Source organism: Ohtaekwangia koreensis, assembly GCF_900167975.1.
Taxonomy (GTDB): Bacteria; Bacteroidota; Bacteroidia; order Cytophagales; family Cyclobacteriaceae; genus Ohtaekwangia; species Ohtaekwangia koreensis.
The window spans coordinates 698,129-720,268 of sequence record NZ_FUZU01000004.1; the positions used below are offsets into that span (position 1 = coordinate 698,129).

Consider the following 22,140-nt stretch of genomic DNA (forward strand, 5'->3'; position numbering starts at 1 on the left):
TGCCCGGTGGAACAACCTATATTTGTTACCTATATTATTATTGGTGTTACTGTACTGATCAGCTTTCTTGGTTATAGCAATGAAGGCATTGTTCGGCAACTGATTATGAATCCTTACCAGATCAGCAAGAGACAACAATATTATCGTTTTGTAACCTCCGGTTTTTTGCATGCCGACCACATGCACTTGTTCTTCAATATGTTTTCGCTTTATTTTTTCGGAATAACGATAGAACAAATCTTCAGTGTTGTGTTTGGCTCTGCAGGTCCACTTTACTTCATCACACTCTATATTCTGGGTATCATTGTATCCGATATACCTTCGTTTCTGAAACACCGGAACAACCCTGGATATAATGCACTTGGAGCTTCAGGAGGTGTAGCAGCCGTGATCTTTGCGTCCATTATCTTTCAGCCGCTTGCGAACATTTATATATATTTTGTACCGGTTCCAGGCTTCATCCTGGGAATTGGTTATTTAATATTCTCGTGGTACCAGGGAAGAAAAGCAAATGATAATGTGAACCATGATGCGCATTTATACGGAGCCTTGTTCGGATTCCTTTTCTGTGCTGTGCTATATCCGCCATCACTACCTTATTTTGTTGAGCAGATCAAAAACTGGGATGTGCTAAGTAAGTATTTATAGAGGTTATGACACGATCACTATAGATCATGGCTTATCATCACCACCAGTATCAAAGTCTTTACTTTCCGCGATTATAAAATTCATTTCACGCTGTACGGATCGATACGCTATTCGTGTTTCAAGAATGAATAATATAGTGCTATAAAACAGCACCGATATCCCGATCATGCCCAACACTGATGGAATCCAGATATAGTGACTCTGTGTTACTTCAACAACGCCTATAGACATGCTCGTTGCTACAAACAACGCGAGCGCTACACAAATAGAACTGATAGCGCGTTGCAACAGCCATGCACGCCTGGTTGCCGAAACGATTTGCTTTGATAGCAACTGCTTACGCGCTTTTGAGAAAGCAGCCATCGTCTTTTCATTCGACATGACGTCAGAAATGGCACGGGCACGATCAATGGCTCTGTTCAGGCGCTGTGATGTAGTCAACAACAATGATCCTGACGCAAGAATCAACACGGCCGGAGTAATCATTGCCGAGAGTACGTTAAGCACAGCAGATAGTTCGCGCATAATGAATGTGAAATAGTTCAAAATTAATCCTTACCAGGATTTTCAACATCATGATGCCAAACGCCTATAATAATGTGCCAGCGTTGCTGATATATAGTGCCGCACGATTTATGCAGTGGTCACTTCATTAATTCGATTTTTCCATAAGTTCTGATACAGAAACTTCACGCGAAACGGTATATCCCCAAAAACCTATTTTGCCTTTTGTGCCATCACCTTTTGTGTTTTGAACCCATTCTTCATAATGTTCTTCAACATAGCTGGGCCATCCGTCCAGAATCTCAATGCTCATATCTACAAAGCCCACAAATGATGTAATATGCCACGACCACTTTTTGTTTCGCAGTACATCTTTATTTATACTATAGTTGTCATTCGGATCATTTGAAATCTCCGCCAGTATAATTCGTTTCTCCTTATTGGCTATAATGGCGCGCGCTTCCGCTATATCCTCCGGATCACTTAGTGGCAATATATAGGATTCACCCAAATGCAGATCCGTTTCTGTCACCAGGAAATAAACGAGGTTAGGATCAGCAACGGGTTTATTATCATCATCGCTACACGACAACAAGGATGTTATCAGCAGTAAGAACAAAATCTTTGTTTTCATATCGTTCAATTTTTATAATAGACCCATTCCACAAAGGGATGGTTGGAAACGATTGTTAAAATCTTTAATACAAGTTCAATCGTTTATTATACTTTACCTCTACAAAAACTTTGGTTTCAACCTGGATTACTTTATGATCTTATCACCGCTTATACTTTATTTGTGCAAATGAATAAAGTCTCCGCCAGTCATATTATTACCGGGTTGTTGTTCTCCATGCTATGGGCATCGGCTTCGGTTGCAGGTAAATTTGGAATATACTCTGCAGAACCGCTGGTACTTTTCACTACACGTTTCTTTCTAGCCGGTTCAATTTTGTTGGCCTTTACCTATGCAGTACAGAAGAGCAGGCTTCCCGTTGGAAAAGAATGGATGCAGTTAACTATATTCGGTGCATTCAACACAACGCTATACCTGGGTTTGTTCGTAGTCGCGCTTCAATTTGTGATGCCCGGTATAACTTCTCTTGCCATCGCATTAAATCCATTGTTCATCAGCATCATGTCCGCCATCTGGATGAAGCGCAGGGTAAAGTCTCAGGAATGGTTGAGTATCCTTCTGGGTATTACCGGTGTGGCCATTGCTGCGTATCCATTACTTCAAACAAGCTATGCAACTCCTCTGGGTTTAATACTCCTGGCACTCAGTATGATCACGTATTCGTTTGGCTCGGTATACTATGCTGCAATTCCATGGACGTTGCCACGCACCACTATCAATGCATGGCAGGTATTTATAGGTGGCCTGTTATTGTCTCCGTTCGCATTAATTTTCCATAGCGGTGATAATCATTTCGATCTGCGCTTCTGGTTGTCTTTAGGATGGCTTATTTTTCCGGTTTCAATTCTGGCGGTTCAACTGTGGCTTCGGTTATTAAAGTCCGATGCTGTGAAAGCATCGTTGTGGTTATACCTCTGCCCTATATTTGGGTTTCTGTATTCAACACTTTTACTGAATGAGCCTTTTACCATATATACTTTCGTAGGCACAGTGCTGGTAATGCTTGCTCTATATATAGGACAACGAAAGAAAAGCGTATAGTCAGAAATATCTTTCGAACGTGATACCGTATGTTATCAATAAATTCTCACGCCTGGTCTGGCTTAATTTGTTATAGGTAACTGCCGTAGTAAGGCTTAGCCACTTTCTGAGTTTCACGGAGAGACTTGTATTCGATTTAATGATATAATCTTTACGATCAGAAAGCGCGTGTTGTAAAAAATCGTAACCTTCTATTACAATTACTTTTTTAATAATCATTCTGAACTTTAGTCGAAAAGAATTTCGAAAAACTTCATACTGATTATTTCCTTCTTCGGGACTATCATATAGGTCACCTTTTTCATACAGGATACCATCGCTTAAAATCACCAATACATTCTCACGGTTCACTACATTGTAACCAAGACCTGCTCCGGTTTGTAATCGATGATTGATTTTTAAAGAGTAGCTTTTCTCATAGTTTGCAAGACCCCAGTAATAAAAATTCTGAAGCGTTTTATATAGGTTGAAATCAAGGCCTGAATAAATATCATCGTTGGTAAGATTGCCTAACTGCTTTCCATAGATCCAGCTATTGGTTGTATTGAACGCGACAGTTTTCTTGCTGATGCTAAAACGAAGATTGTTGTTTAATAAATAAGAAGTTCCATCATTGGTTTTGTTGATCGATCCGGTGGATGCATAGTTAATATAGTAATGCGTAGTATCATTGAACTGTGAAAAGCCGATGCTTGGTACAAAGGCTGTCGCCAGCACGAACACAATTTGTATAACACGAAGTACATCCCCCGCCATAACTGCAAGGGAATTAAAAAAAGATGCCAGTTAAACCTACACTATTATGGCTTTATGAAGGAAGTAAATGTTACCACTTTACCCTGTTCATCGAAACCATACTTTCTAGTGAGGCTATCGGTACTGATGTATAGCATGTATAGCTTCGTGTTTTTGTTCAGGTAAACACCTTCATCTTCCCAACCACGATAAAGATCAATGCTGTTTAATGTACGGCGAAGTTTACGGGGTATTTGATTCCCCTCCAGTCTGACGCTGTCACGTTGCGGCCCGATATCTCTTGGTAGCTCTTTATTATACTTGCTTTCAGGATTGGTGATATCCTTCTCATCATGCCGCACGGTATCGCTTTGTGCCAGCGCACACGAAATTCCGATCACCCAAGCCAAAACAACCAGCATAACTCTCATAGGACAATACAGTATATATCTGTTTGCCCTAAGAAAGCATGCCAGGCTGTGCTATAGATGAAGTTTGTTTATTTTCGCATGGTCTCGAACCAGGGGACAAATTCCTTCAGCATTGGAAAGAAACTACTGCCGTGTGTTCCTGACGGTATTGCGGTGAGGCTAACGGAAGTGCTTCCTGCAGCCCTGAAGCTTTCCAACGTAGCTTCGGAATTCTGATACGGGATGATTTCATCCTTTGTGCCGTGATATAGTCGGGTTGGTATTTTTGTGTTCCATCCTCGAATGCTATTCTCTGTCAATGCTCGTTTCAAATCCAGTTCTCCGGATGGTGACTTGAGGCGAGTATAAAATTCAGCATTCAATAGTGAGGGTACATGTGTCGTAAGTTTACTATTGATAAAGCTGCCGCCATAATTACCATTCATATAGGTAGCCAATGCCCTGGCATACTTGTCCTGAAAAAAATACTCGAGTGGCTTGTTCCACTGATATGTATTGTTGTAAGCCATCAACACAAATGCGAGGTAGCCAGGATATGTATAGGATGTACTCGTAGTAATACTATTGAGCATGTGCGTGAGATCATATCCCCCCGCTCCTGCTGCGACTGCCGTTACCTTCATGTTGTGCGCAGCATTATTTTCAATTTCTTTTGCAGCTGCCAGCGTTACAAATCCACCCTCCGAATAACCCGCCAGAAATAACTGATCATTAAACGCGATGTTCTCTTTTTCAAGAAATTCCCGTGAGGACTTTATCATATCAATCACTGTACCGGCAGCAAGCGCCTGATCGTAGTATGGATGAAATATAGCAGCAGACTCGCCATAGCCAATGAAATCTGGCATAATCGCTATATATCCTGCAGATGCGAAATACTCCATACCGGTAGGGCTACTGGAAACTGAAGGCGCTTCCGATTTCAGGAAGGTCGTTCCATGCTGGAGACTTATCAACGGTGCCTTCTGCGTTAAGCCTTGCGGCACATATATACTACCGGAAGCTTTAATGGACTTACCGTTGTACTCCGTCTCATACACCAACGTGTACGTCTTTACGCTGTACTTTACCAAAGGTGTAAATTGCTCTTGTCCCGCGAGCTGTGCAAACGTCTTGAGCATTTCCAAGGGAATATCACTTACCTGCTTAACGGACACCAGATGCGTTTCCGCTACGGCAGGTGTATGATTCGATACCGACTCATCGCCACATCCCAACATAAAACCGGCTGTCATCAATGCTAAATAATTTGATCGTAACATTCTATTTCTCCTTTTATATTCAAAAAGTATATATACTCTAAAATAGTTCGTCTTTTCAATCCATTCACCGGCTCATTCCAGCAAGCCAACCTACCATTCCATCTTTTGTCTTGACAAAGCTATAGCGACCAAAATTTGCCAATATTTCTACGGGCATTGATTTGGTCAGATACGCAAGCGGTATACTATCATCCTTAACTTCCGACAGAAGTGTGGCAGGCGCATTCAACTTGACAAACTTCCCCTTATCAGCAGGGCTCACTGATTTTCTCAAAATATAGCCTTGCCTTTTATCCGGAAGTGACACTCTATACCAATCCTTACTTTGTGCGAGGATCTTCACGTATGCGTTTTTAGCGAGCGTTACTTTTAGCGGACGTTTCTCATCGGGCCCGGCTCTTAAAACTGTTTTCTTCTCATGAACACGATAAGCTTGTACACTAAACGCGGTGTCCAGCGGCAGTGAGTTTACAAGTGCGTCCATAGTTCTGACGTAGTGAATCGGATCTTTACTTCTTACCTGGTATATACCAAAATGTAAATGTGATGGTGTCGTTCGCGCATTGCCAGTGTTGCCAACAAGCCCAAGCGTATCACCTTGTTTTACTCTTGCTCCCGTCTTTACAAGTTGCTCATCGAGGTGAGCAAAGTAATACGAATGGCCCCGTTTACCATCTTGCATCCACACAACTTTTCCACCCAGGGTACTGGTTCCTACGCGTGTAATTATCCCTGCCGCGGGCGCAACGATCGGTGTACCTTTGGCTGCAAATATATCTATACCTTCATGCAGGCGCTTGCCACTTTCACGGACATCACCATAAAAACTTCCTATCGACCGATTCGAGGCGCCAGATACCGGATTGATCAACACGGGTGTCATTGAAATCGTGAGCGTGTAGTAAGCATTCACCAATAGTTCAGGCTGTAGCCGAATGAGACATGTATAATCATGATCGAATTCATGCGTTAGCATCAGTGCAGAGTCTGCATGAGCGAGTGGAGTCCACACAGAATCTTTCCACACAAAAAGATCCAGGAAGATTTTTGAATTTGCACTGCTTTTTACAGCGCCACTAATCTTCAACACCTGTCCATCGCGCACAGGGAAACTATAGCAACGCGCTTCCACTTCGCTGGCTTGAAAAACTCCCGCCTCGGAAAAAGGAAGTGCAATGCTAACCGAATCGTTCAGAGCTTTTTGTCCCGCCTCGATCCACGCAGTTGCCATAGGCGATTTGTCCAGGTGCGCTTTTTCAAGCGATTCAATATATAGCTCATATGGTGTTTTATGGGAGAATGCTGTCTTTACATTGTGTAAACTATTACACGAAATGATAACGCATCCCAAGAATAGAAAAAGGATTTTTTGCATTACCATATTCAACACGGGAGCTAAGTTTTTAGTTTAATCCGTTGCCAATGATACATACAAGCCGTGGGACGTTCTTAAATTCTATCAGGTGTGGTTTTTTCTATACACTTTCGTTTAACTCGGAATTGAATGATGCGATGTTTTGAATTGAAGTGGTGGTTTGTATATATCAGCATTTTCGTTAGCGGCTCAACCTACTCTCAACGCAAAGCCGTTGATCTCGTCCGTGATAGTATTGATCACGAAAAGTTTATGTTTCTTATTAATGCCAATCGAGAGCAAAGCTATATAACGATTACGGAAGGCTTTGGAAATCTGGAGCCGCTACTGATGGAAGCGAAACTCTCACCAAGCTATTTTTTTTCAAGAAAGAAAAAGACTTGGGCTCTGTTGCTTAATCCACAAGTACAGATTCGTATGCAGAATACGGAATCATGGCCAATCAACACACCAAGCTATAAAGCACATCTCACGTTTTTTCACTCGATCGATTTCTGGCAACGTTCATTTCTGAAGAAGCTTTTTTTCGAGAACGCGTTGTGGTCTGTTACAGTTGGACACCATAGTAACGGGAAAGCCGGAAGCTACTATATAAACGATACTACTAAAGTTATTGACATGGAAGACGGCAACTTCGCCACAAACTATATGATTGGAAGTATATCTACGTATAAAGCCAAATTGATCCGCAGAAATATGGTTGCATTCCGGTCTATTAAAGGAAGTGTAGAAATACATCCACGTCCATGGTCGGTAGAGGAAATAAGAGATTCGTATGGAAGATATAGGTTTTTTGGAACCTTGGGTATGGGTGGCCCATGGCGGGAAGCGAAAAAAACCTGGGCCAACCGTTGGCTTCAGCAATCAAGTATAGAACTACAGGTTGGATGGATTGCCGGAAAGATGGATAGTAAAAGCCCGGTTGATGTCAGTAAACGCCTGATCATCGACATACATTATCAATATTACCCGGAATGGTTTGATGAAATCGCATTCTTCCTCCGTTATTATCGAGGACAGGATTATTATAATCTATACTTTGTAAACACTATATACGTTGTCAGTTTCGGACTTACTTCTAATATACTTAGTCCAAGGCAGGCAATAAAATTCTTCAAAAACAAGAACAGCTATTAGCAGGCTTATACGAATATATACTTTACAAGTACACCATATCGCTATGCTATGCTGTACTTGTAATACAGTTGTGCTTTATTACAAGTTTGATTCCTGAACTAATGCCTCGTCTAATGGTGTAATTGGAACTAGCGAATATCGAAGGGCTTTGGTAATGGCAATCTCGTCCAGTATATCTACCAGGTTCTGGTATCTTGACTTATCGGAGGGTTTGATCAGCAAGTACATATCTTTGATCTCGCTGTTCTTATCCAATAGCAATTTACGGATGCCCTGCGGAGAAAAATCAGTGACATGTACTTTTGGATCCTGAACACCATGATACCAGTATACTTTATTCTTCTCTCCAAGAATCAACGTGATAACACGTTCCGCTTTAACCATCGGTAATGGAGTAGTTTCCTTTACTTTATCAGGCACCGTGACTTCCATTATAAAAGGATCTTGCAACTTACTGGTTAGCATGAAAAAAGTAAGTAATAAAAAAGCAAGGTCCACCATTGGCGTCATGTCCATGTGAATAGACATTTTTCTACTCCGAACGTTCCCGCGATGATCACCGGAAGATTGTTGTGTGATTGCTGCCATAAAGTTTAAGTTTATACACTCTATAATTCATGGCTTGGTAAATCGTCACAGTTTGGGGCAAAATTTATTACTCAAATGTGTATAGTGTTAAACTATGCACTGGTCTGATTTCGAATATATACTTTAAACGTTGTACCGTTGCCGGTCTGGCTTTCTACTTCTATTTTTCCTCCCAATGCAGTTGCCTGGGTTTTTACGAGGTACAAGCCCATCCCTTTTCCCTCCACATGGGAATGAAATCGACTATAAAGCGTAAAAAGCTTGTCTCTGTATAGCGGCAGATCCATCCCTAAACCGTTATCACTTACCGTTATACAAATGTGCTCCTGTACAATCTGTGATTGTATACGGATCACCGGTGGTATATTTGGATTCCTATATTTAATAGCATTGCTAATGAGGTTCATTAATATACTATCGAGATACGGCTTTAAGGTGTAAACCACTGCTGCATTAGAAAAATCTTCCTCAAACACAGTGTGAGTTTCTTCAATTTCCTTCTCAAGATTAATTTTAACGAGCTTCAATTCATCGGCCAGGTTTATTCGGGTAATGACCGATGTATTATCTTTTCGCAATTCCAAAACGGTGTTTAAGTCTTTCACAACACGGTCCAATTCCTCAGTTGTAAACATAATACGATCGATGATCATGTTAACTTCATTTGGATCATTGCGGATTATTCCCAAAACATTACCGAGTCCTAAAATGCGCGCAACAGGAGCTCTCAGGTTATGTGCTGAAATAAATGCAAACTGCTCAAGCTGCTGATTATACTCCACCAGGTCACGTGTCCGCTCTTCTACTTCAGCTTCTAGTGTTTCATTCCGGAGTATAATTTCATCATTTTGCTTCTCGATGATCTCACGGGCGTATTGCAGCTCCATATTCTGTTCGGAAACAAGATCACGTTGTGCAGATATTTGCTGCTGTATTTGCAGAAGTTCTTCATTTTGATGCGCCAGTTCCCGGGTTCTCCGTTCTACTATATCTTCGAGTTTCCTGTTTTGTTGTGTGATTCTGCTGACTCGAACTTTATACGTGCCCATAACCACTGATATTATTATTATACTCGCCAATGATCTGAACCACCATGTTTCCCACCATGGGGGAAGTATACGTATTATCAACAGTGTCCCTTCCTCATTCCACAAACCATCGTTATTACTTGCTTTTACTTTAAATATATAGTAGCCTGGATCAAGATTGGTAAACGTTACTGAACGCTGATCTCCTACATAATTCCAAGTGTCATCAAATCCCTCCAACTTATAGGCGTATTGGTTTTTTGTCGGAGCCGTGTAATTCAACGCCACATAATTGATGGTAAAAAAATTATACTCGGGGGAAAGCGAAACCTCGAATGCTTCACTGATCTGTTGCGTTAGTATACCATCCTTGTCGCCCACTTTAACAGATTGATTAAAAAGCTTCAGGTCAGTTATGTATACCGGTGGTATATATGGGTTATCTTTTATACTGTCTGGATAAAATACATTTACTCCTTTGCCGCCAAAAAAGAATTGTCCCTCGTCATTTTTAAAACATACATTAGCCTTGAATTCGTTACTTAGCAATCCATCATTAACATCGTAGTATTTAAACTTGTTTGTCTCCGGATTAAACTTAGAAATACCCTCGGCAGTACTAAGCCAAAGATTTCCACTGTTATCCTCCAGAATTCCATAGACGATGTCATTCTTCAATCCGCTCTCTATAGTATATCGCTTGCTATATTTCTTATTGATAATCAGGTATAATCCGTTATTCGTGCCGACCCATAATCTTCGCTTTTTATCTTCGACGATGCAGTTTACCAAACCGCCAACAGAATGGAAGTTGGGATCCATGCTGGTATTGAAACTAACAATCTTTTGAGTATGCGGATCAAATAGAGCAAGGTCTTCAATGGTTCCTATCCATACGTTGCCTTCACTATCTTCGTGAATTGTTCTTATATAATTATTATATTCAAATTTGTCACTCCGATAATTTGTAAATATTCCTCTCTTCTCGTCTTGCAAAATATTTAATCCCTTATAAGTACCGGCTAGTAATTTTCCGGATTCTTTCAATTGCGCTATAGCGAAGACGTTAGCATCCGACATACTATTTATTCTTTCCGAATCTGGCTTATAGGTTATAAACCGATTATTCACTTCATCAAAACGATTAAGCCCTCCAGCCCATGTACCAAACCACATTTGCTGTTTGCTGTCTTCCAGAATAGAAAGTATAGGATTGCTGCTAAGGCTATTAGGATTATTCTCAGAGTGATTAAAGTAATGTACATTAGAACCGTCCTTCATCGCTATACCATTTTCAGTGCCCACCCAAAAACGTTTTTTGGAATCTTGCCAGATTGCATTAACCACATCATTTTCCAGAGGTATATCCAATTCAGAAAACTTGTCTTTCATTCTATCGATAACACAAAGTCCTTTTGAATACATTCCAATCCAAATTCGACCTTGCCTATCTTTATACAGCACCCAAACCGAATTATCAGGCAAAGACGAAGGGTCGTTCTTTATGTTTGAGAAATTCTTGAAATTATCGGTTCGTGTATCGAGCTGTGAGAGTCCACCATTTTCTGTACCGATCCAAATATAGTCTCCGTCCATGCAAAGACTTAAAGTATTGTCCACCAGTGGTGCCGTATGGTTTTGCAATAGTGCCTTTGAGTAATTTTTAAATTTCCCTGTGGCTATTTCAAATTTACTCACGCCTCCCTCCGTGGCAATCCATATATATCCTTTGGGATCCCTTATAATTTGATGAACACCATTATGGATAATAGTGTTGCGATTATTTTTATCCGCTGAATATTTCTTAACCGAATTCGTTTTCTCATTCCATTTAAAGAAGCCAATATTCCGGACACCAATCCAAAATTCATCAGCTGCATCCCGTGATATGAAGAGTGTAGGATTTTCAGAACGGAAAAGTGTACTACGTTTCCATTGATGAGATATTTTATCCAACCGATCAATAAAAGCATTATGTGATTTGACACCACCAATCCATATATAGTCTTTGTCCTCCGTAATTACACCGATTTCACAGTTAAAATTATACTCTTTGATTCGTTCGAAATTATCTTGTTTGATATTATAGGTATGCAGTCCTCCGTTACTTGTACTAATCCAAAGAATTCCTCGACTATCCTCATAAAGATTGAGGATGGAATTTTTCAAAAGACTGGTAGTATCGTTAGGCAGATTCCGATATACTTTAAATTCATAACCATCGAAACGATTTAATCCATCTTCAGTGGCTACCCATATAAATCCACGAGAATCCTGGAGTATAGAAGTAACTCGTGAATTGGAAAGCTCAGAGTGCAATTCAATTTTCGAGAATTTGATTTTTTCAACTGACGTTTGAGCGAACGCCTGACAACAGAAGAATATAAAACAACAACCCCAGAACCCCTTCATGTTTTAATAGTGACAGGTGATAGTATCCAAAGAATCTGCGCTGTAATTCGAGCTGTCTAATTTGATAATTCTTACAACTCTCAGAGCATTTACAACATGTAAAGATGATTGGAACCGGGGAATACAATTCTCTGCATTATTAGTTATTCGTCTATAAATAAAATACTGATACGTATATCGGTATTTTTACTTAGATTTTTCATCCCGTACATAAATCTAAAGCACAAGGTACTTCTATTGAGTCATAATAAATGGGGGAGTATATAATTATAAAAAAAGCGAATATCCGGACAGAACAGAAGTCATACTTCGTCTACATCATTCATAATGTTTCTCGTCTTTCCAAATCGTCACCAGGGGTTGTTTTAGATTTCGGCACAGAAAAATATTGACGTTACTTTCATAGGGCATGCAATATTTACATGTTGAAACGCCAGCCAGTTCACAATACGCAAAGTCATCCTGATGATCTTCCATGGATCCCCCCAGAATGATTACGACTTCACCCGTATACTCACGAGGTCCCCACAGCCAATAATTATTATGCCCCCCAATAGATTTAGGCAAACCATATTGCTCACCAAAGAAATCGATCGCTCCACATCGTCCGTAATTATTCGAAACAATTGCGCATTTACTTTTATCAGCTTCACTCAGCGAGTTATATACTTTAGCGACATCATTCGCTTTCTCCTCCCAGCCAAACATGTCGGCATAGAATTGAGGCAGCTCTGACAATTTTTTGTTTTCACTTGAACTTGGTTCCATGCCAATAGCGTTCGCATATGAAATATAGCTTTGTACAGAAAGTACAGGCATTACCATGGGTACTAGCATAATGGAAGTAACTCCTATGATTGCAGGATATGCATAACGCAGCCATCGCACTGAAGCAGCAGTAATTTTTTGTTCAAAGAATATACCGGCAGCTGCAAATAAACATGCATATGCCGGAGATAAATATTCGCCTTTACTCGTTGGATTTATAACCAATATGATAAAGGCTGTAAGGTATATCCAGCCAACAATTTTAAAAGGGCGAAGTGGCTTGTAAAATAACAACGCCAATAGTCCTCCGATCCATATGGGAGTGCTTAACGGATTCAGAAATAGGAACTGATCAACTACAAAGTCCAAACGGTTACGTCCCGAATATTTTTCTGTGGACGCGTTGTGTATAAATTCAAGATGTGCATAATCATGATTGGTATTCCAGAGTATATAAGGAAGAAAAAGTATCATTGCCAAAATACCTGCTATATAGGGCCAGCGTGTAGTAAGCCACTTTGGATTTGTCAACAATACACCTGCAAAAATTCCTGCTCCCAAAAAAAGGACACTGATTTTATTGAGTAACCCTATACCTAATACTATTCCAAGTGCCAGCCAGTAACCCTGCCGTTGTGTATTACAAATTCTAAGAATATAATAGATAGCCAGTGACCAAATAAAAATATCAATGGAATTCATGGAATATATAGTGGTCATCCCCAGGTGAATTGGCGACAGCAATATGGCTAGGCAAGCCAGGAAAACGGCAAACAGCTTCCCTCCCATTTCCTTTACCAATAGCGCGGTTAAAATAATGGTACCGGCATGCATCAACGAAGGCAGCATCCGAATTGCAGCCAGACTATCGCCAAAAACGGAGCGCCATGCCTTTAGCACGAACAACGAGAAGGGCGGCTGGTCTACATAACCCCAGGCAAGATGGTCGCTACAGGCTATATAATAAAGTTCATCCCTGAAAAAGCCGTAGGCTCCTTTCAAGTTTATAATGAGGTGAAACAAAACTGTAAGGAGCGCGAAAGAGGCAATGATTATTTTCTCCGATCGTGAAAGAGGTGTTGTATTCATACATTAAATTTTCGGAACAAATTTGAATGAAAGAAGTCTTTTTAGCGGATTAAACCTATAAACAGGGTATTCGACTTTATAAAAACGTACTAATTCCCTTTTGAGACTATATTCGATTGCATTGAATTCGTGGATATTTTTCTTAAATACAGCTCAATTACTAAAAGATTTGGTACCCAACTTAGCCATGCTAATGTTGCATACGCTTCCGGCACGCTGAGGTTATACGTGTACGAGGTGATGAAGATATACACGCGTAAGGTGATGGCTGCAAATGTGAGCGCATAGCTCCTCCACATCCATTGCCTATGTCCTTCAATATCTTTTTTTCTGATACGATCGAATGCCGTTGCGGTGAACCAAAACCACAGACTACCCTGTATTAAAAAACTAGTTAATACCCAGGGTCCTCTGTCAATGAAAAAACTCATCACTATACCACCCGGTGCAGCAAAGAAAAGGATTCCCATGACGTATATATACCCAACGATTCGGTGCAACTTTCTGAAATGTCTTATAGATTTTGGATGGAGCTGGAAGAATCCTGCAAGTAAAATAATGCCACCAACCAGAACATGCGAATAGTATGCGGGCAGGTACCATCCCGTAGCAATGGCTTGTTGCTTTAGCCTGAGAAAACCATACTGCGGATCAAAGTTGCTATACTTTAAAGCATTCGCGGCAAGAGCAACACCAAGTAATACTACGATGAGGAATATAAAATTCCTGAACAGCGTAATGATACGTTGCATTTATACAGGGTTAGCCTTCAGCAGTGCAATGATTCTCTCCAAAAAATCGAGGTTATGGCGATCTTCTGCGGTAAGCAGCTCTTCAAATTCTTCTGGTTTGTCGTATTGAGGCTTGTACCAATTATTATACTTAAAGCGTGCTTCCATTTCCGGATCTGCAAAACGAAAACCATAATCGGCCAGAATTTCATTGCGCATATGCGTTACGGTTTCAAGTGAAAGAAAGGAGGTTTTCTTCTCTTCGTCATTTTCCCAGCGGGTAAAATCCCCAGATAAATAACTGCTGTCCAATTTCACAAACTGTGTCTGAGGAAAATTACGGTGAGATTTAGTGGGCTTCACGGATAGATCTGCTCCTAATGAAAAATAGGTGTAGGTAGACATATTATATTCCGCAAACTCACTTCCTTCGGCATTTTCCTGATCATACTTTACTTCAAGCACGGAGTCATTTAGTTTTTTAAAAGATATGTTACCAGAGGTATATAGATCGCTTACGGCCAATGTATCTTGCTTATTGTTCACCAACGTCATGCGGTTATAGGTATAGAACTCCTCTCTGCCATCGATATATCGTTCTGTGATTGTAGTGACAACTGCATTGATTTGATCAGTGACATTTTTAAGAAATGTTCCTTTTGTTTCAACAGACTCTGTCCATCCGTTAATCGGCATAGGCGTTGTAGATATACCGCCAATGATTTCACTGAATACTCCTGTAGACACCAGGTATGATGGAGGCATAACAATTCCGTATCCTGCATTACTCTCATTTGGAATTTCGCATAGCGTACGCACATCATTTTTCAACATCAGATTTTTTGGCAGAAACTCAAAGTTTTTAACCCACTGTTCGGAAGATAATGAAGGGAAGCCTTCGTGGTATTGGTATTGATGATCAATCCAGCCGTATGATGAATCTCGTTTTACAAGTGCAAAGGAATTATCCGCCGTATAAGGAATGATCATCTCATACGCTGGAGTTACAACGAACTGCTTCGTTTCCAGATTGAAGAATCCTACCTTACCATCTTTCTTTATCTCAATTAATCCAGGCACATCAAAACCAATAGTACCAATCAAATCATACTCCAATGGAATAATAACTGCACCTGTATCATCCACTAATCCCATGGTATAGCCTTTAGACTTCAATGCAGGCTCATCGTTTACAAAGTAATTATTCCACGAGCCGTTTACCACATAGAAGTAATTCATCTTCTCATAAGAGGCATACCAGATTACTGAGTCATAATGTTGCTGTATCTCTTTCGCCTTGCTATATATAGCTTCGCGTTTTTTTAGCTCGCGTAAGCGTTCAACACTCCATTCCATGTTGCTGCGCATTGTAGCAAAGGCTTTATAAAACTCTTCACCTTCAAACTTCGTGATAACAAACGAACTCTTTTTTGGCTTCAACCAAAGTGTAAGAGTCGTTTCTTCATGATAGTCACCTTCAACATTTTGTGATGAAAAATTAACAGGGACGATAACTTTTATGCCAGCATCCTCCTTCAATATTTGAGCAAGTTGGAAGGAAGGTGTACATACTATAAATTCGTTCTCCTTGTTCTGTAGAATTCTTATAGCAGAAAGAATCGATTCTTGTGATTGCCGCGCATCAAAAGATTCCAGTATTACCGGGTCGGGTTGAGTGAGTGTATTTTGAAAGGCTGTTAAGAAAGCAGCAATCTCTTTTTCAGGATCTTCTTTCTTTAAAATGCTGCAGGCTGATGCAAATAACGCTATACCAATCGCGATTTTGATGATTAATTGGCGATTAAACATACAGAATAAGAGGTTAGTTTACGCGAAGGTACAAAACTCCATTAAATTTTTCTGAGACGGTTTTGAGATAAAAAAAACTCCCTGAAAATATCAGGAAGCTCTTTTTTATCAAATAAATAATAGCATTAGTTATCGTTGAATCATAATCTTCTCTTTGAAAACTTTGCGATCTATTGTAACCTCTATAATGTAAAATCCTGCAGTCAGATTAGAAGTATCTAACACCTTCTTTGCATCTCCATCGTAACTAGGCACCGATAATTTCTGTCCTAAATTATTCAAAACTGAAAATGACAAGGCTTCTTCCCCATCAAGGTCTATATATACAGTATTGCTGCCGGGATTAGGGTATATCTTCAAAGTATATTCCTCCACAGGACTATTCACATAACAAACTTCTGAGTATTCAAATTTACCATCCAGATCAACTTGCTTTAAACGATAGTATGCTCGCCCTGAATTAATGCTTGAGTCTTCATAGATATACCGATTTGTATTATTAGTAGTTCCTGAAGCTTTCGTTTTACCAATAGATTGAAAGCTTAACCCATCCTTTGATTTCTCTATTGAAAAGTAATCGCTATTCGATTCGCTGGCAGTAATCCATGTTAGCTTGACTGTTCCAGTGCTGGTTTTACTACATGCAAAAGACAGCCACTCTACAGGCAGCGGATTAACAGGAGACGTAGTACCCAATGCAAAAGGACTGAAGCTTGTAATTGCTGCACTTGAACTAACTGTGCCTGTTGCTGCATTACCAGTAGTCCCACCGTTACCATGACTTACCCATGCACTTCCATCCCATCGTGCAACTACTAGAGAAGAAGGGTCTGTAACATATGCGTCTTGAGGGCAATCCGCAGAATTCCAGCCTAACGTAACTGCTACATCTGATGTTCCTATAGTGCGATCCAGTGTCCAGTATTCACACGCACTTACAGTATAAAGAGGTGAAGCAAAAGTTACTTCATCACCATACGGTTGGGCAGCATTAAAGTATTGAGCAGTAAATGCATCAGCCGCTACATTCGGTGCTGACATTGCTATAGGGCGATAAATTGAGTTGTTACCTGTAGGAAAATCAAATGCCGTGCTGCCCGTCTTGCGAACAGGCCCATCCACATAACTTGCACTACTTGCTCCCGATACCGAACTGCCTGCGTTAAAGTTCAGATAGTTAGCAGATGTTGTATTTATTATACCATTCGTCAACGTGGCTGCGCTCCCTATACTAACAGGTGAATTTAATGTAACCGTATTTGTACCAGATGTTTTATTTACAAAAAGTTGCTGAATAACGGGAATTGAATTCGCAGACGTGATAGTCTGATTATTACTTCCAGCAAGCTCCACTATACCTGTGCCTCCACCAAATGTGACTGCGCTAGGGCTATTGATTGTGATATCACTATAGAAGGAGTTTGTTCCCGCATACGCTGGTTGTAGTACTCCACTAGAAGCTTGAGAAAATGATATAGCAGCATTATATGTATCTGCAGTGGTACCCGCTAGACGCCATTGTGCTGAACTACTATTGGTAAGCGATGTGATTCCGTTAAATGTATTACCTCCAGTACAATTATTTGCTGTTGCTCCATATTTAGTAATGCTTGCATCACTATTATATATACCACCGTTGAGATATACCTGAGGAGCACTGAATGTAGCATTACCATTAAAAGTAGCGGAGGGACCAACAATAAGCGCAGCGGCTCCTGTAAGAGTTAGAAATTGTCCGGTTGTACCAGTTTGAGTAAACCTTTGTAAGTTTAACGTACCTGTGGAAAAGCCCGTAACACCGGTTGTAATTGTTTTACCGCTGGCCAGAGTTGCTAAAGCTAATGTGCTTCCACAAAAATTGATACCAATACCTCCTGTATTATTAACCAGTATATTGCCATTAAAGGATGTAGAGCCATTGTATGCTGCATATAATATTGAGCCGGCACTGCCGGTATTCGAGTATGTCACATCACCGTTATAGATACCCCCGTTCGTCATCTCTAGTGCTATGTCCCCAGTACTGCTATTGGTGATAGTTGTGGGGCCATTAAAAGTATTATTTCCACTTGTCCGCAGATAGCCGCTTCCGCTATTAACAATTGATGTTGTCGAGGCAAAAGTATTACCACCTGTACCTAAATTATCCGATGCCCCAGTTTTCTCGAGGTACGCTGTACTGTTGTGTGTACAGCCATTAAGGTATAGCTGTGGCGCTTTAAAAGTCACATTCCCATTAAATGTAGATGATGGGCCTATTGTTAAATTCCCAGTTCCTGTAAACGACATAGCCTGAGATGTTGAGCCGGTTTGAGTAAATCTTTGCAATGTTAATGTCCCAATTGAAAATCCTAAACTTCCAACCGTAATTGTCTTTGTACTTGCGAGCGTTGCTGTACCTGTACTTCCACAAAAGGTAATGCCACTTCCCGCAGTGGAATTTACTATAATGTTTCCATTAAACGCATTGGCGCCATTATATGCCGCCCAAATCCTTGAAGACCCTGAATTGGTAAAGGTTACATTCCCATTGTAAGTACTTGCTGTTGTTCGTTCAAGTAATATATCACCACTACCACTGCTTGTTATGGTTGTAGTGCCATTAAATGTATTGTTTCCATTTGTTCGCAAATAGCCGCTGCCACTGTTTATTATAGTCGCTGTGCTGCTAAAAGTATTGGCTGAGTTTGTTGCTAAATTATCTGTACCACCTGTCTTTTCAAGATAAGCAGTTCCGTTATAGGTACAGCCATCGAGGTATAGCTGTGGTGCTTTAAAAGTTACATCACCATTAAATGTCGACAGATTCCCTACTAATAATATGGCCGTGCCTGTTAGTGTAAGAGTCTGTGCAGTGGTGCCATTTTGTATAAAGCCTCTGAGTCGTAAACGTCCTGCGGTAAATCCTGTGCTTCCTACGGTAATTGTTTTTCCAGTTGCAAGTGTACAAGTCATTGTAGAGCTTGGTCCATTACCAAACGTTACACCAGCGCTTGCTGTGCCATTGGTAGAATTCACTATAATATTTCCGTTGAATCGAGTTCCTATTGCATTATCTGATAATGCAACCCAAGATGTACCTGTATTTGTTGCCGTCAAATCAGCGTTAAAAATATCAGCGGTAATAAACGCTGTTGCAAAATACCCAGTACCTGAATTCACCAACGTAGTTATACCATTGAATACATTACCACCATCTCCCAAATTACTAGTTGCTCCATTTTTTTCCACGTATGCAGTCCCATTGTAAGTGCATCCGTTCAAATATACCTGTGGTGCTTTAAAAGTTACGTTGCCATTGAAAGTAGAGGACGGTCCCAAATTGAGTATAGCGGTACCTGTCAATGTTAAAGTCTGGGTTGTTGTACCAGCTGAAGTACCTTGCGTAAACCTGCATAGATAAAGTGTACCCGCTGTAAACGTGCCTGCTGTTATAGTCTTACCTTCTGCAAGGAATGCAGAAGTTCCAGAATTGAATCCAAACCTGACTCCCGAGGTTGTGCCACTACCTGTACTGTTAACAATAATATTTCCATTAAAGGCATTCCCAGTAGTTCCATCCGCCATGTGAATCCGTGATGTACTTGTATTTGTTAAGGTCAGATTTCCATTAAACGTATCAGCATAATTATTCGCAGATTCAAAAGTCCCTGTTCCCGAATTTATCAAGGTAGTAGCACCATTAAATACATTGGCTCCCGTACCTAGATCACTAGTGGATCCTGTTTTAGTAAGTGTCGTTGTATTATTAAAAGTATTCTTTGAGCTTGTGGTACCGTTTAAAAGTATGGTAGGGGCAGAAAGATTTACTGTTCCGCCAAAGATTGAGCCGCCATTAAACGTAGCACTTCCAGCTGTACCACTAATGTTTGCAGTGATAGTAGAACCATCGAAGGTAACTACGCCTGTAGTGCTTAACACGATGGCAGCTGTCGCTCCACTATTGCTTATCGTTCCGGAGGAAAATGTTAAGGCGGTCGAACCCGAGATCGTCAGATTATTACCATTCAGATTTATAGTACCGGTATATCCACTGATTGATATACTTCCAATTGTTGGTGCTATATCCAGCGTACAATTTCCAGTGCCGCCACTGTCAAATATTGCAGCTATACCTGCTACGGGAACCGAAGCCCCACCCGCTCCCCCAGAAGTCGCAGACCAATTTGCAGTATTATTCCAGTTAGAAGATGTACTTGCTATCCAATAGCGCTGACCCTGTACGGTGTAGTGGAACAAAAATAAGAGTAGCAAAATAAATGCTCCCTTAAACATTATCAACCTACCGTTGATGCTTGAACGCTGTGGTTCAAGACTTACAATAATACTTGCTTGTTTCATTTTTCGATTCAGCATGAGATCTTGAACCTATATCAAGTCCTGCTTTTTGATCGTGAAAGATACGCCAGGTCTATATTCTTAGAAGTCAGTATTTATAAACAAGAGTATCTACGTTCTTTAAGTATAGTAGTATCCGTATTTATACTTAATTCAATGTACGTATTAAGAAGGCTTAGGCTATCAACAAAAAAGAAAAGGACTTCCGGTGAAACCAAAAAGCCACCGTGAAGTCCTTTAAAGGAAGATATTTATAGTTACTTATGTATTGTGAAGATTAACTGTGAATACAGGACGACCAACCTCTTTCACTACCCTATCTGAAAAGTGGTTTGAGAAAAGCCTGAAGCCATTACCGCTATTTTTCAGTACTGTTACTAACCCTGCACTCACCTGTCGTGCAAAATCAATAATGCGCTCGGCCGGGTCGTTACCCTCAAGAATTGTGACCGAATAATTTTCCAGGTTGGCGATCTTTGCCATTTGGTTAAAATATTCAGTTTGCATCACTTCATTATCAGAAGAAGTATCATGAACGTGCACAAGGTGTATATGTGAATCAAAATATTTTGCAAGAAGTCGAAGTGTTTCAAGTCCACGAGCACTTTCGTTTCCTGGAATTATATCCACTGCCGCTACGATGTTTGAGAACTGCTCGATCCGGAAACCATCGCGTACGGAAATTACAGGACAAGAGGAAACCATGATCGCTTGCTCTGTATGATTACCTGTAAAAACTTCAGTTACATTTTCTTCTCCGGATGTCCCCATTACAATCAGATCGATTTCCTCGGTTTTGAGATACTCATCTATACCTGATTTAAAATCATCGTCTACGATAGATGATGCAATCATGACGTTGCCAATAGAATAGCGAGTAGCAAGCTCCTCCATTTTTTGCTTCGTAGCATGAAGCAATTGTACGGTGTATAGATTTGCCTCATCATCTACTTTCATATTTATATCGCCCGTAGCAGAAAAGCTTTCACCTAGAGGGTGACGTGTAAAATTTACAAGGCTGATAACAGCATCAGAACGTTTAGCAATCTCTACGGCAAGCTTTAATCCAAGCTCAGCAATGGGAGAAAGATCGGTTGGAACAAGTAATTTTTTCATAACACTTTGTTTTTTCTTTATAAAACTTTCCGGGAAATCAACCGGATACTTGACAGCGTGAGTCTAACACTTCTCCTTAAGCAAGCCTGAAGTTATAAGCTATACCTGAAAAAATATTTTTACTACTTTAAAAGCCATTAGCGAAATATTATAGGACAGCAGTGGCAAATAAATTTTCGCTTTTTGAACAATGAAAGCGTCTTCACTCTCATTAGATATCGATATTGTTGTTTCGTCACTGAGTTCCATAACACTGCGTATTTAATTCCACAAATTATTTAAACAATTGCAGGAAAGTTGGTTGGGGTTCGCTGATACTTTTATAATAGGAATCAAGAATCATGGATACGATAGTGCGTTTGTCCAAGTCATCTTCCATTACAGAATGTGTTAGCATACCGTTTCTGTAAAGCGAATAATGACGTTGTCCGGATTCCAGTTTTGTTACTTTAAAATCGTAGGGTTGTCCCTTATAGTATACTTTATTCATGGTA

The 22,140-nt window shown here is 40.3% G+C and carries 17 protein-coding genes; 3 read left to right on the forward strand and 14 right to left on the reverse strand.

Annotated elements, in window-relative coordinates:
- The first annotated feature begins 6 nt into the window (after positions 1–6).
- Entirely contained in the window at positions 7–648 is a 642-nt protein-coding gene (locus tag B5Y40_RS26235) for a rhomboid family intramembrane serine protease (protein WP_317043576.1), read from the forward strand.
- A 24-nt stretch (positions 649–672) separates the two neighbouring features.
- On the opposite strand, the gene B5Y40_RS26240 is transcribed toward B5Y40_RS26235, so the two are convergent.
- Both B5Y40_RS26240 and B5Y40_RS26245 read right to left on the reverse strand, forming a co-directional pair.
- Positions 673–1,173, reverse strand: a complete 501-nt coding sequence (locus tag B5Y40_RS26240) for a DUF2721 domain-containing protein (protein WP_079689823.1) — start codon at positions 1,171–1,173, stop codon at positions 673–675.
- A gap of 127 nt (positions 1,174–1,300) precedes the next feature.
- On the reverse strand, positions 1,301–1,786 hold the full coding sequence (locus B5Y40_RS26245) for a BP74-related protein (RefSeq protein ID WP_079689824.1): 486 nt from the start codon (positions 1,784–1,786) through the stop codon (positions 1,301–1,303).
- Between the two features lie 168 nt (positions 1,787–1,954).
- On the opposite strand from B5Y40_RS26245, the gene B5Y40_RS26250 reads away from it, so the two are divergent.
- Positions 1,955–2,827, forward strand: coding sequence for a DMT family transporter (locus tag B5Y40_RS26250; protein ID WP_079689825.1), 873 nt, complete (start codon positions 1,955–1,957; stop codon positions 2,825–2,827).
- On the opposite strand, the gene B5Y40_RS26255 is transcribed toward B5Y40_RS26250, so the two are convergent.
- The 4 genes from B5Y40_RS26255 to B5Y40_RS26270 all read right to left on the reverse strand — a co-directional run bounded on the left by B5Y40_RS26255 (position 2,828) and on the right by B5Y40_RS26270 (position 6,630).
- Entirely contained in the window at positions 2,828–3,583 is a 756-nt protein-coding gene (locus B5Y40_RS26255; RefSeq protein ID WP_079689826.1) for a DUF481 domain-containing protein, read from the reverse strand.
- A gap of 44 nt (positions 3,584–3,627) precedes the next feature.
- Positions 3,628–3,993 (reverse strand): hypothetical protein, encoded by a 366-nt coding sequence (locus B5Y40_RS26260; RefSeq protein WP_143785951.1) that lies wholly within the window; start codon positions 3,991–3,993, stop codon positions 3,628–3,630.
- 68 nt (positions 3,994–4,061) lie between these two features.
- Entirely contained in the window at positions 4,062–5,255 is a 1,194-nt protein-coding gene (locus B5Y40_RS26265) for an alpha/beta hydrolase family protein (RefSeq protein WP_079689828.1), read from the reverse strand.
- 64 nt (positions 5,256–5,319) lie between these two features.
- On the reverse strand, positions 5,320–6,630 hold the full coding sequence (locus B5Y40_RS26270; RefSeq protein ID WP_159453819.1) for a peptidoglycan DD-metalloendopeptidase family protein: 1,311 nt from the start codon (positions 6,628–6,630) through the stop codon (positions 5,320–5,322).
- 129 nt (positions 6,631–6,759) lie between these two features.
- Between B5Y40_RS26270 and B5Y40_RS26275 the strand changes: the two genes are divergently transcribed.
- Positions 6,760–7,767, forward strand: coding sequence for a hypothetical protein (locus B5Y40_RS26275; protein ID WP_079689830.1), 1,008 nt, complete (start codon positions 6,760–6,762; stop codon positions 7,765–7,767).
- Between the two features lie 78 nt (positions 7,768–7,845).
- Here B5Y40_RS26275 and B5Y40_RS26280 read toward each other — a convergent pair whose 3' ends face one another.
- The 8 genes from B5Y40_RS26280 to B5Y40_RS26315 form a co-directional block, all read right to left on the reverse strand.
- The gene (locus B5Y40_RS26280) at positions 7,846–8,355 is read right to left on the reverse strand and encodes an ExbD/TolR family protein (RefSeq protein WP_079689831.1); all 510 of its coding nucleotides are present in this window, start codon (positions 8,353–8,355) and stop codon (positions 7,846–7,848) included.
- A gap of 92 nt (positions 8,356–8,447) precedes the next feature.
- Positions 8,448–11,795, reverse strand: a complete 3,348-nt coding sequence (locus B5Y40_RS26285) for a sensor histidine kinase (RefSeq protein ID WP_079689832.1) — start codon at positions 11,793–11,795, stop codon at positions 8,448–8,450.
- A gap of 318 nt (positions 11,796–12,113) precedes the next feature.
- On the reverse strand, positions 12,114–13,652 hold the full coding sequence (locus B5Y40_RS26290; RefSeq protein WP_079689833.1) for an ArnT family glycosyltransferase: 1,539 nt from the start codon (positions 13,650–13,652) through the stop codon (positions 12,114–12,116).
- A gap of 89 nt (positions 13,653–13,741) precedes the next feature.
- Positions 13,742–14,404 carry a DUF2306 domain-containing protein gene (locus B5Y40_RS26295; RefSeq protein WP_079689834.1) on the reverse strand — a complete coding sequence of 221 codons (663 nt, stop codon included), beginning with the start codon at positions 14,402–14,404 and terminating at the stop codon, positions 13,742–13,744.
- Complete coding sequence (locus tag B5Y40_RS26300) at positions 14,405–16,192, reverse strand: YARHG domain-containing protein (protein ID WP_079689835.1); 1,788 nt, start codon at positions 16,190–16,192, stop codon at positions 14,405–14,407.
- A gap of 129 nt (positions 16,193–16,321) precedes the next feature.
- A complete protein-coding gene (locus B5Y40_RS26305; protein WP_159453820.1) occupies positions 16,322–20,533 on the reverse strand; it encodes a T9SS type A sorting domain-containing protein in 4,212 nt (1,403 codons plus the stop codon).
- 258 nt (positions 20,534–20,791) lie between these two features.
- Positions 20,792–21,646 carry a universal stress protein gene (locus B5Y40_RS26310; RefSeq protein WP_079689837.1) on the reverse strand — a complete coding sequence of 285 codons (855 nt, stop codon included), beginning with the start codon at positions 21,644–21,646 and terminating at the stop codon, positions 20,792–20,794.
- Between the two features lie 274 nt (positions 21,647–21,920).
- A complete protein-coding gene (locus tag B5Y40_RS26315) occupies positions 21,921–22,136 on the reverse strand; it encodes a hypothetical protein (protein ID WP_079689838.1) in 216 nt (71 codons plus the stop codon).
- Positions 22,137–22,140 lie beyond the last annotated feature (4 nt).

Coding starts and splice junctions, on each gene's coding strand:
- B5Y40_RS26240 (WP_079689823.1), bottom strand. CDS start 1,173: ATGCGCGAACTATCTGCTGTGCTTAACGTACTCTCGGCAATGATTACT.
- B5Y40_RS26245 (WP_079689824.1), bottom strand. CDS start 1,786: ATGAAAACAAAGATTTTGTTCTTACTGCTGATAACATCCTTGTTGTCG.
- B5Y40_RS26250 (WP_079689825.1), top strand. CDS start 1,955: ATGAATAAAGTCTCCGCCAGTCATATTATTACCGGGTTGTTGTTCTCC.
- B5Y40_RS26255 (WP_079689826.1), bottom strand. CDS start 3,583: ATGGCGGGGGATGTACTTCGTGTTATACAAATTGTGTTCGTGCTGGCG.
- B5Y40_RS26260 (WP_143785951.1), bottom strand. CDS start 3,993: ATGAGAGTTATGCTGGTTGTTTTGGCTTGGGTGATCGGAATTTCGTGT.
- B5Y40_RS26265 (WP_079689828.1), bottom strand. CDS start 5,255: ATGTTACGATCAAATTATTTAGCATTGATGACAGCCGGTTTTATGTTG.
- B5Y40_RS26270 (WP_159453819.1), bottom strand. CDS start 6,630: ATGCAAAAAATCCTTTTTCTATTCTTGGGATGCGTTATCATTTCGTGT.
- B5Y40_RS26275 (WP_079689830.1), top strand. CDS start 6,760: ATGATGCGATGTTTTGAATTGAAGTGGTGGTTTGTATATATCAGCATT.
- B5Y40_RS26280 (WP_079689831.1), bottom strand. CDS start 8,355: ATGGCAGCAATCACACAACAATCTTCCGGTGATCATCGCGGGAACGTT.
- B5Y40_RS26285 (WP_079689832.1), bottom strand. CDS start 11,795: ATGAAGGGGTTCTGGGGTTGTTGTTTTATATTCTTCTGTTGTCAGGCG.
- B5Y40_RS26290 (WP_079689833.1), bottom strand. CDS start 13,652: ATGAATACAACACCTCTTTCACGATCGGAGAAAATAATCATTGCCTCT.
- B5Y40_RS26295 (WP_079689834.1), bottom strand. CDS start 14,404: ATGCAACGTATCATTACGCTGTTCAGGAATTTTATATTCCTCATCGTA.
- B5Y40_RS26300 (WP_079689835.1), bottom strand. CDS start 16,192: ATGTTTAATCGCCAATTAATCATCAAAATCGCGATTGGTATAGCGTTA.
- B5Y40_RS26305 (WP_159453820.1), bottom strand. CDS start 20,533: ATGAAACAAGCAAGTATTATTGTAAGTCTTGAACCACAGCGTTCAAGC.
- B5Y40_RS26310 (WP_079689837.1), bottom strand. CDS start 21,646: ATGAAAAAATTACTTGTTCCAACCGATCTTTCTCCCATTGCTGAGCTT.
- B5Y40_RS26315 (WP_079689838.1), bottom strand. CDS start 22,136: ATGAATAAAGTATACTATAAGGGACAACCCTACGATTTTAAAGTAACA.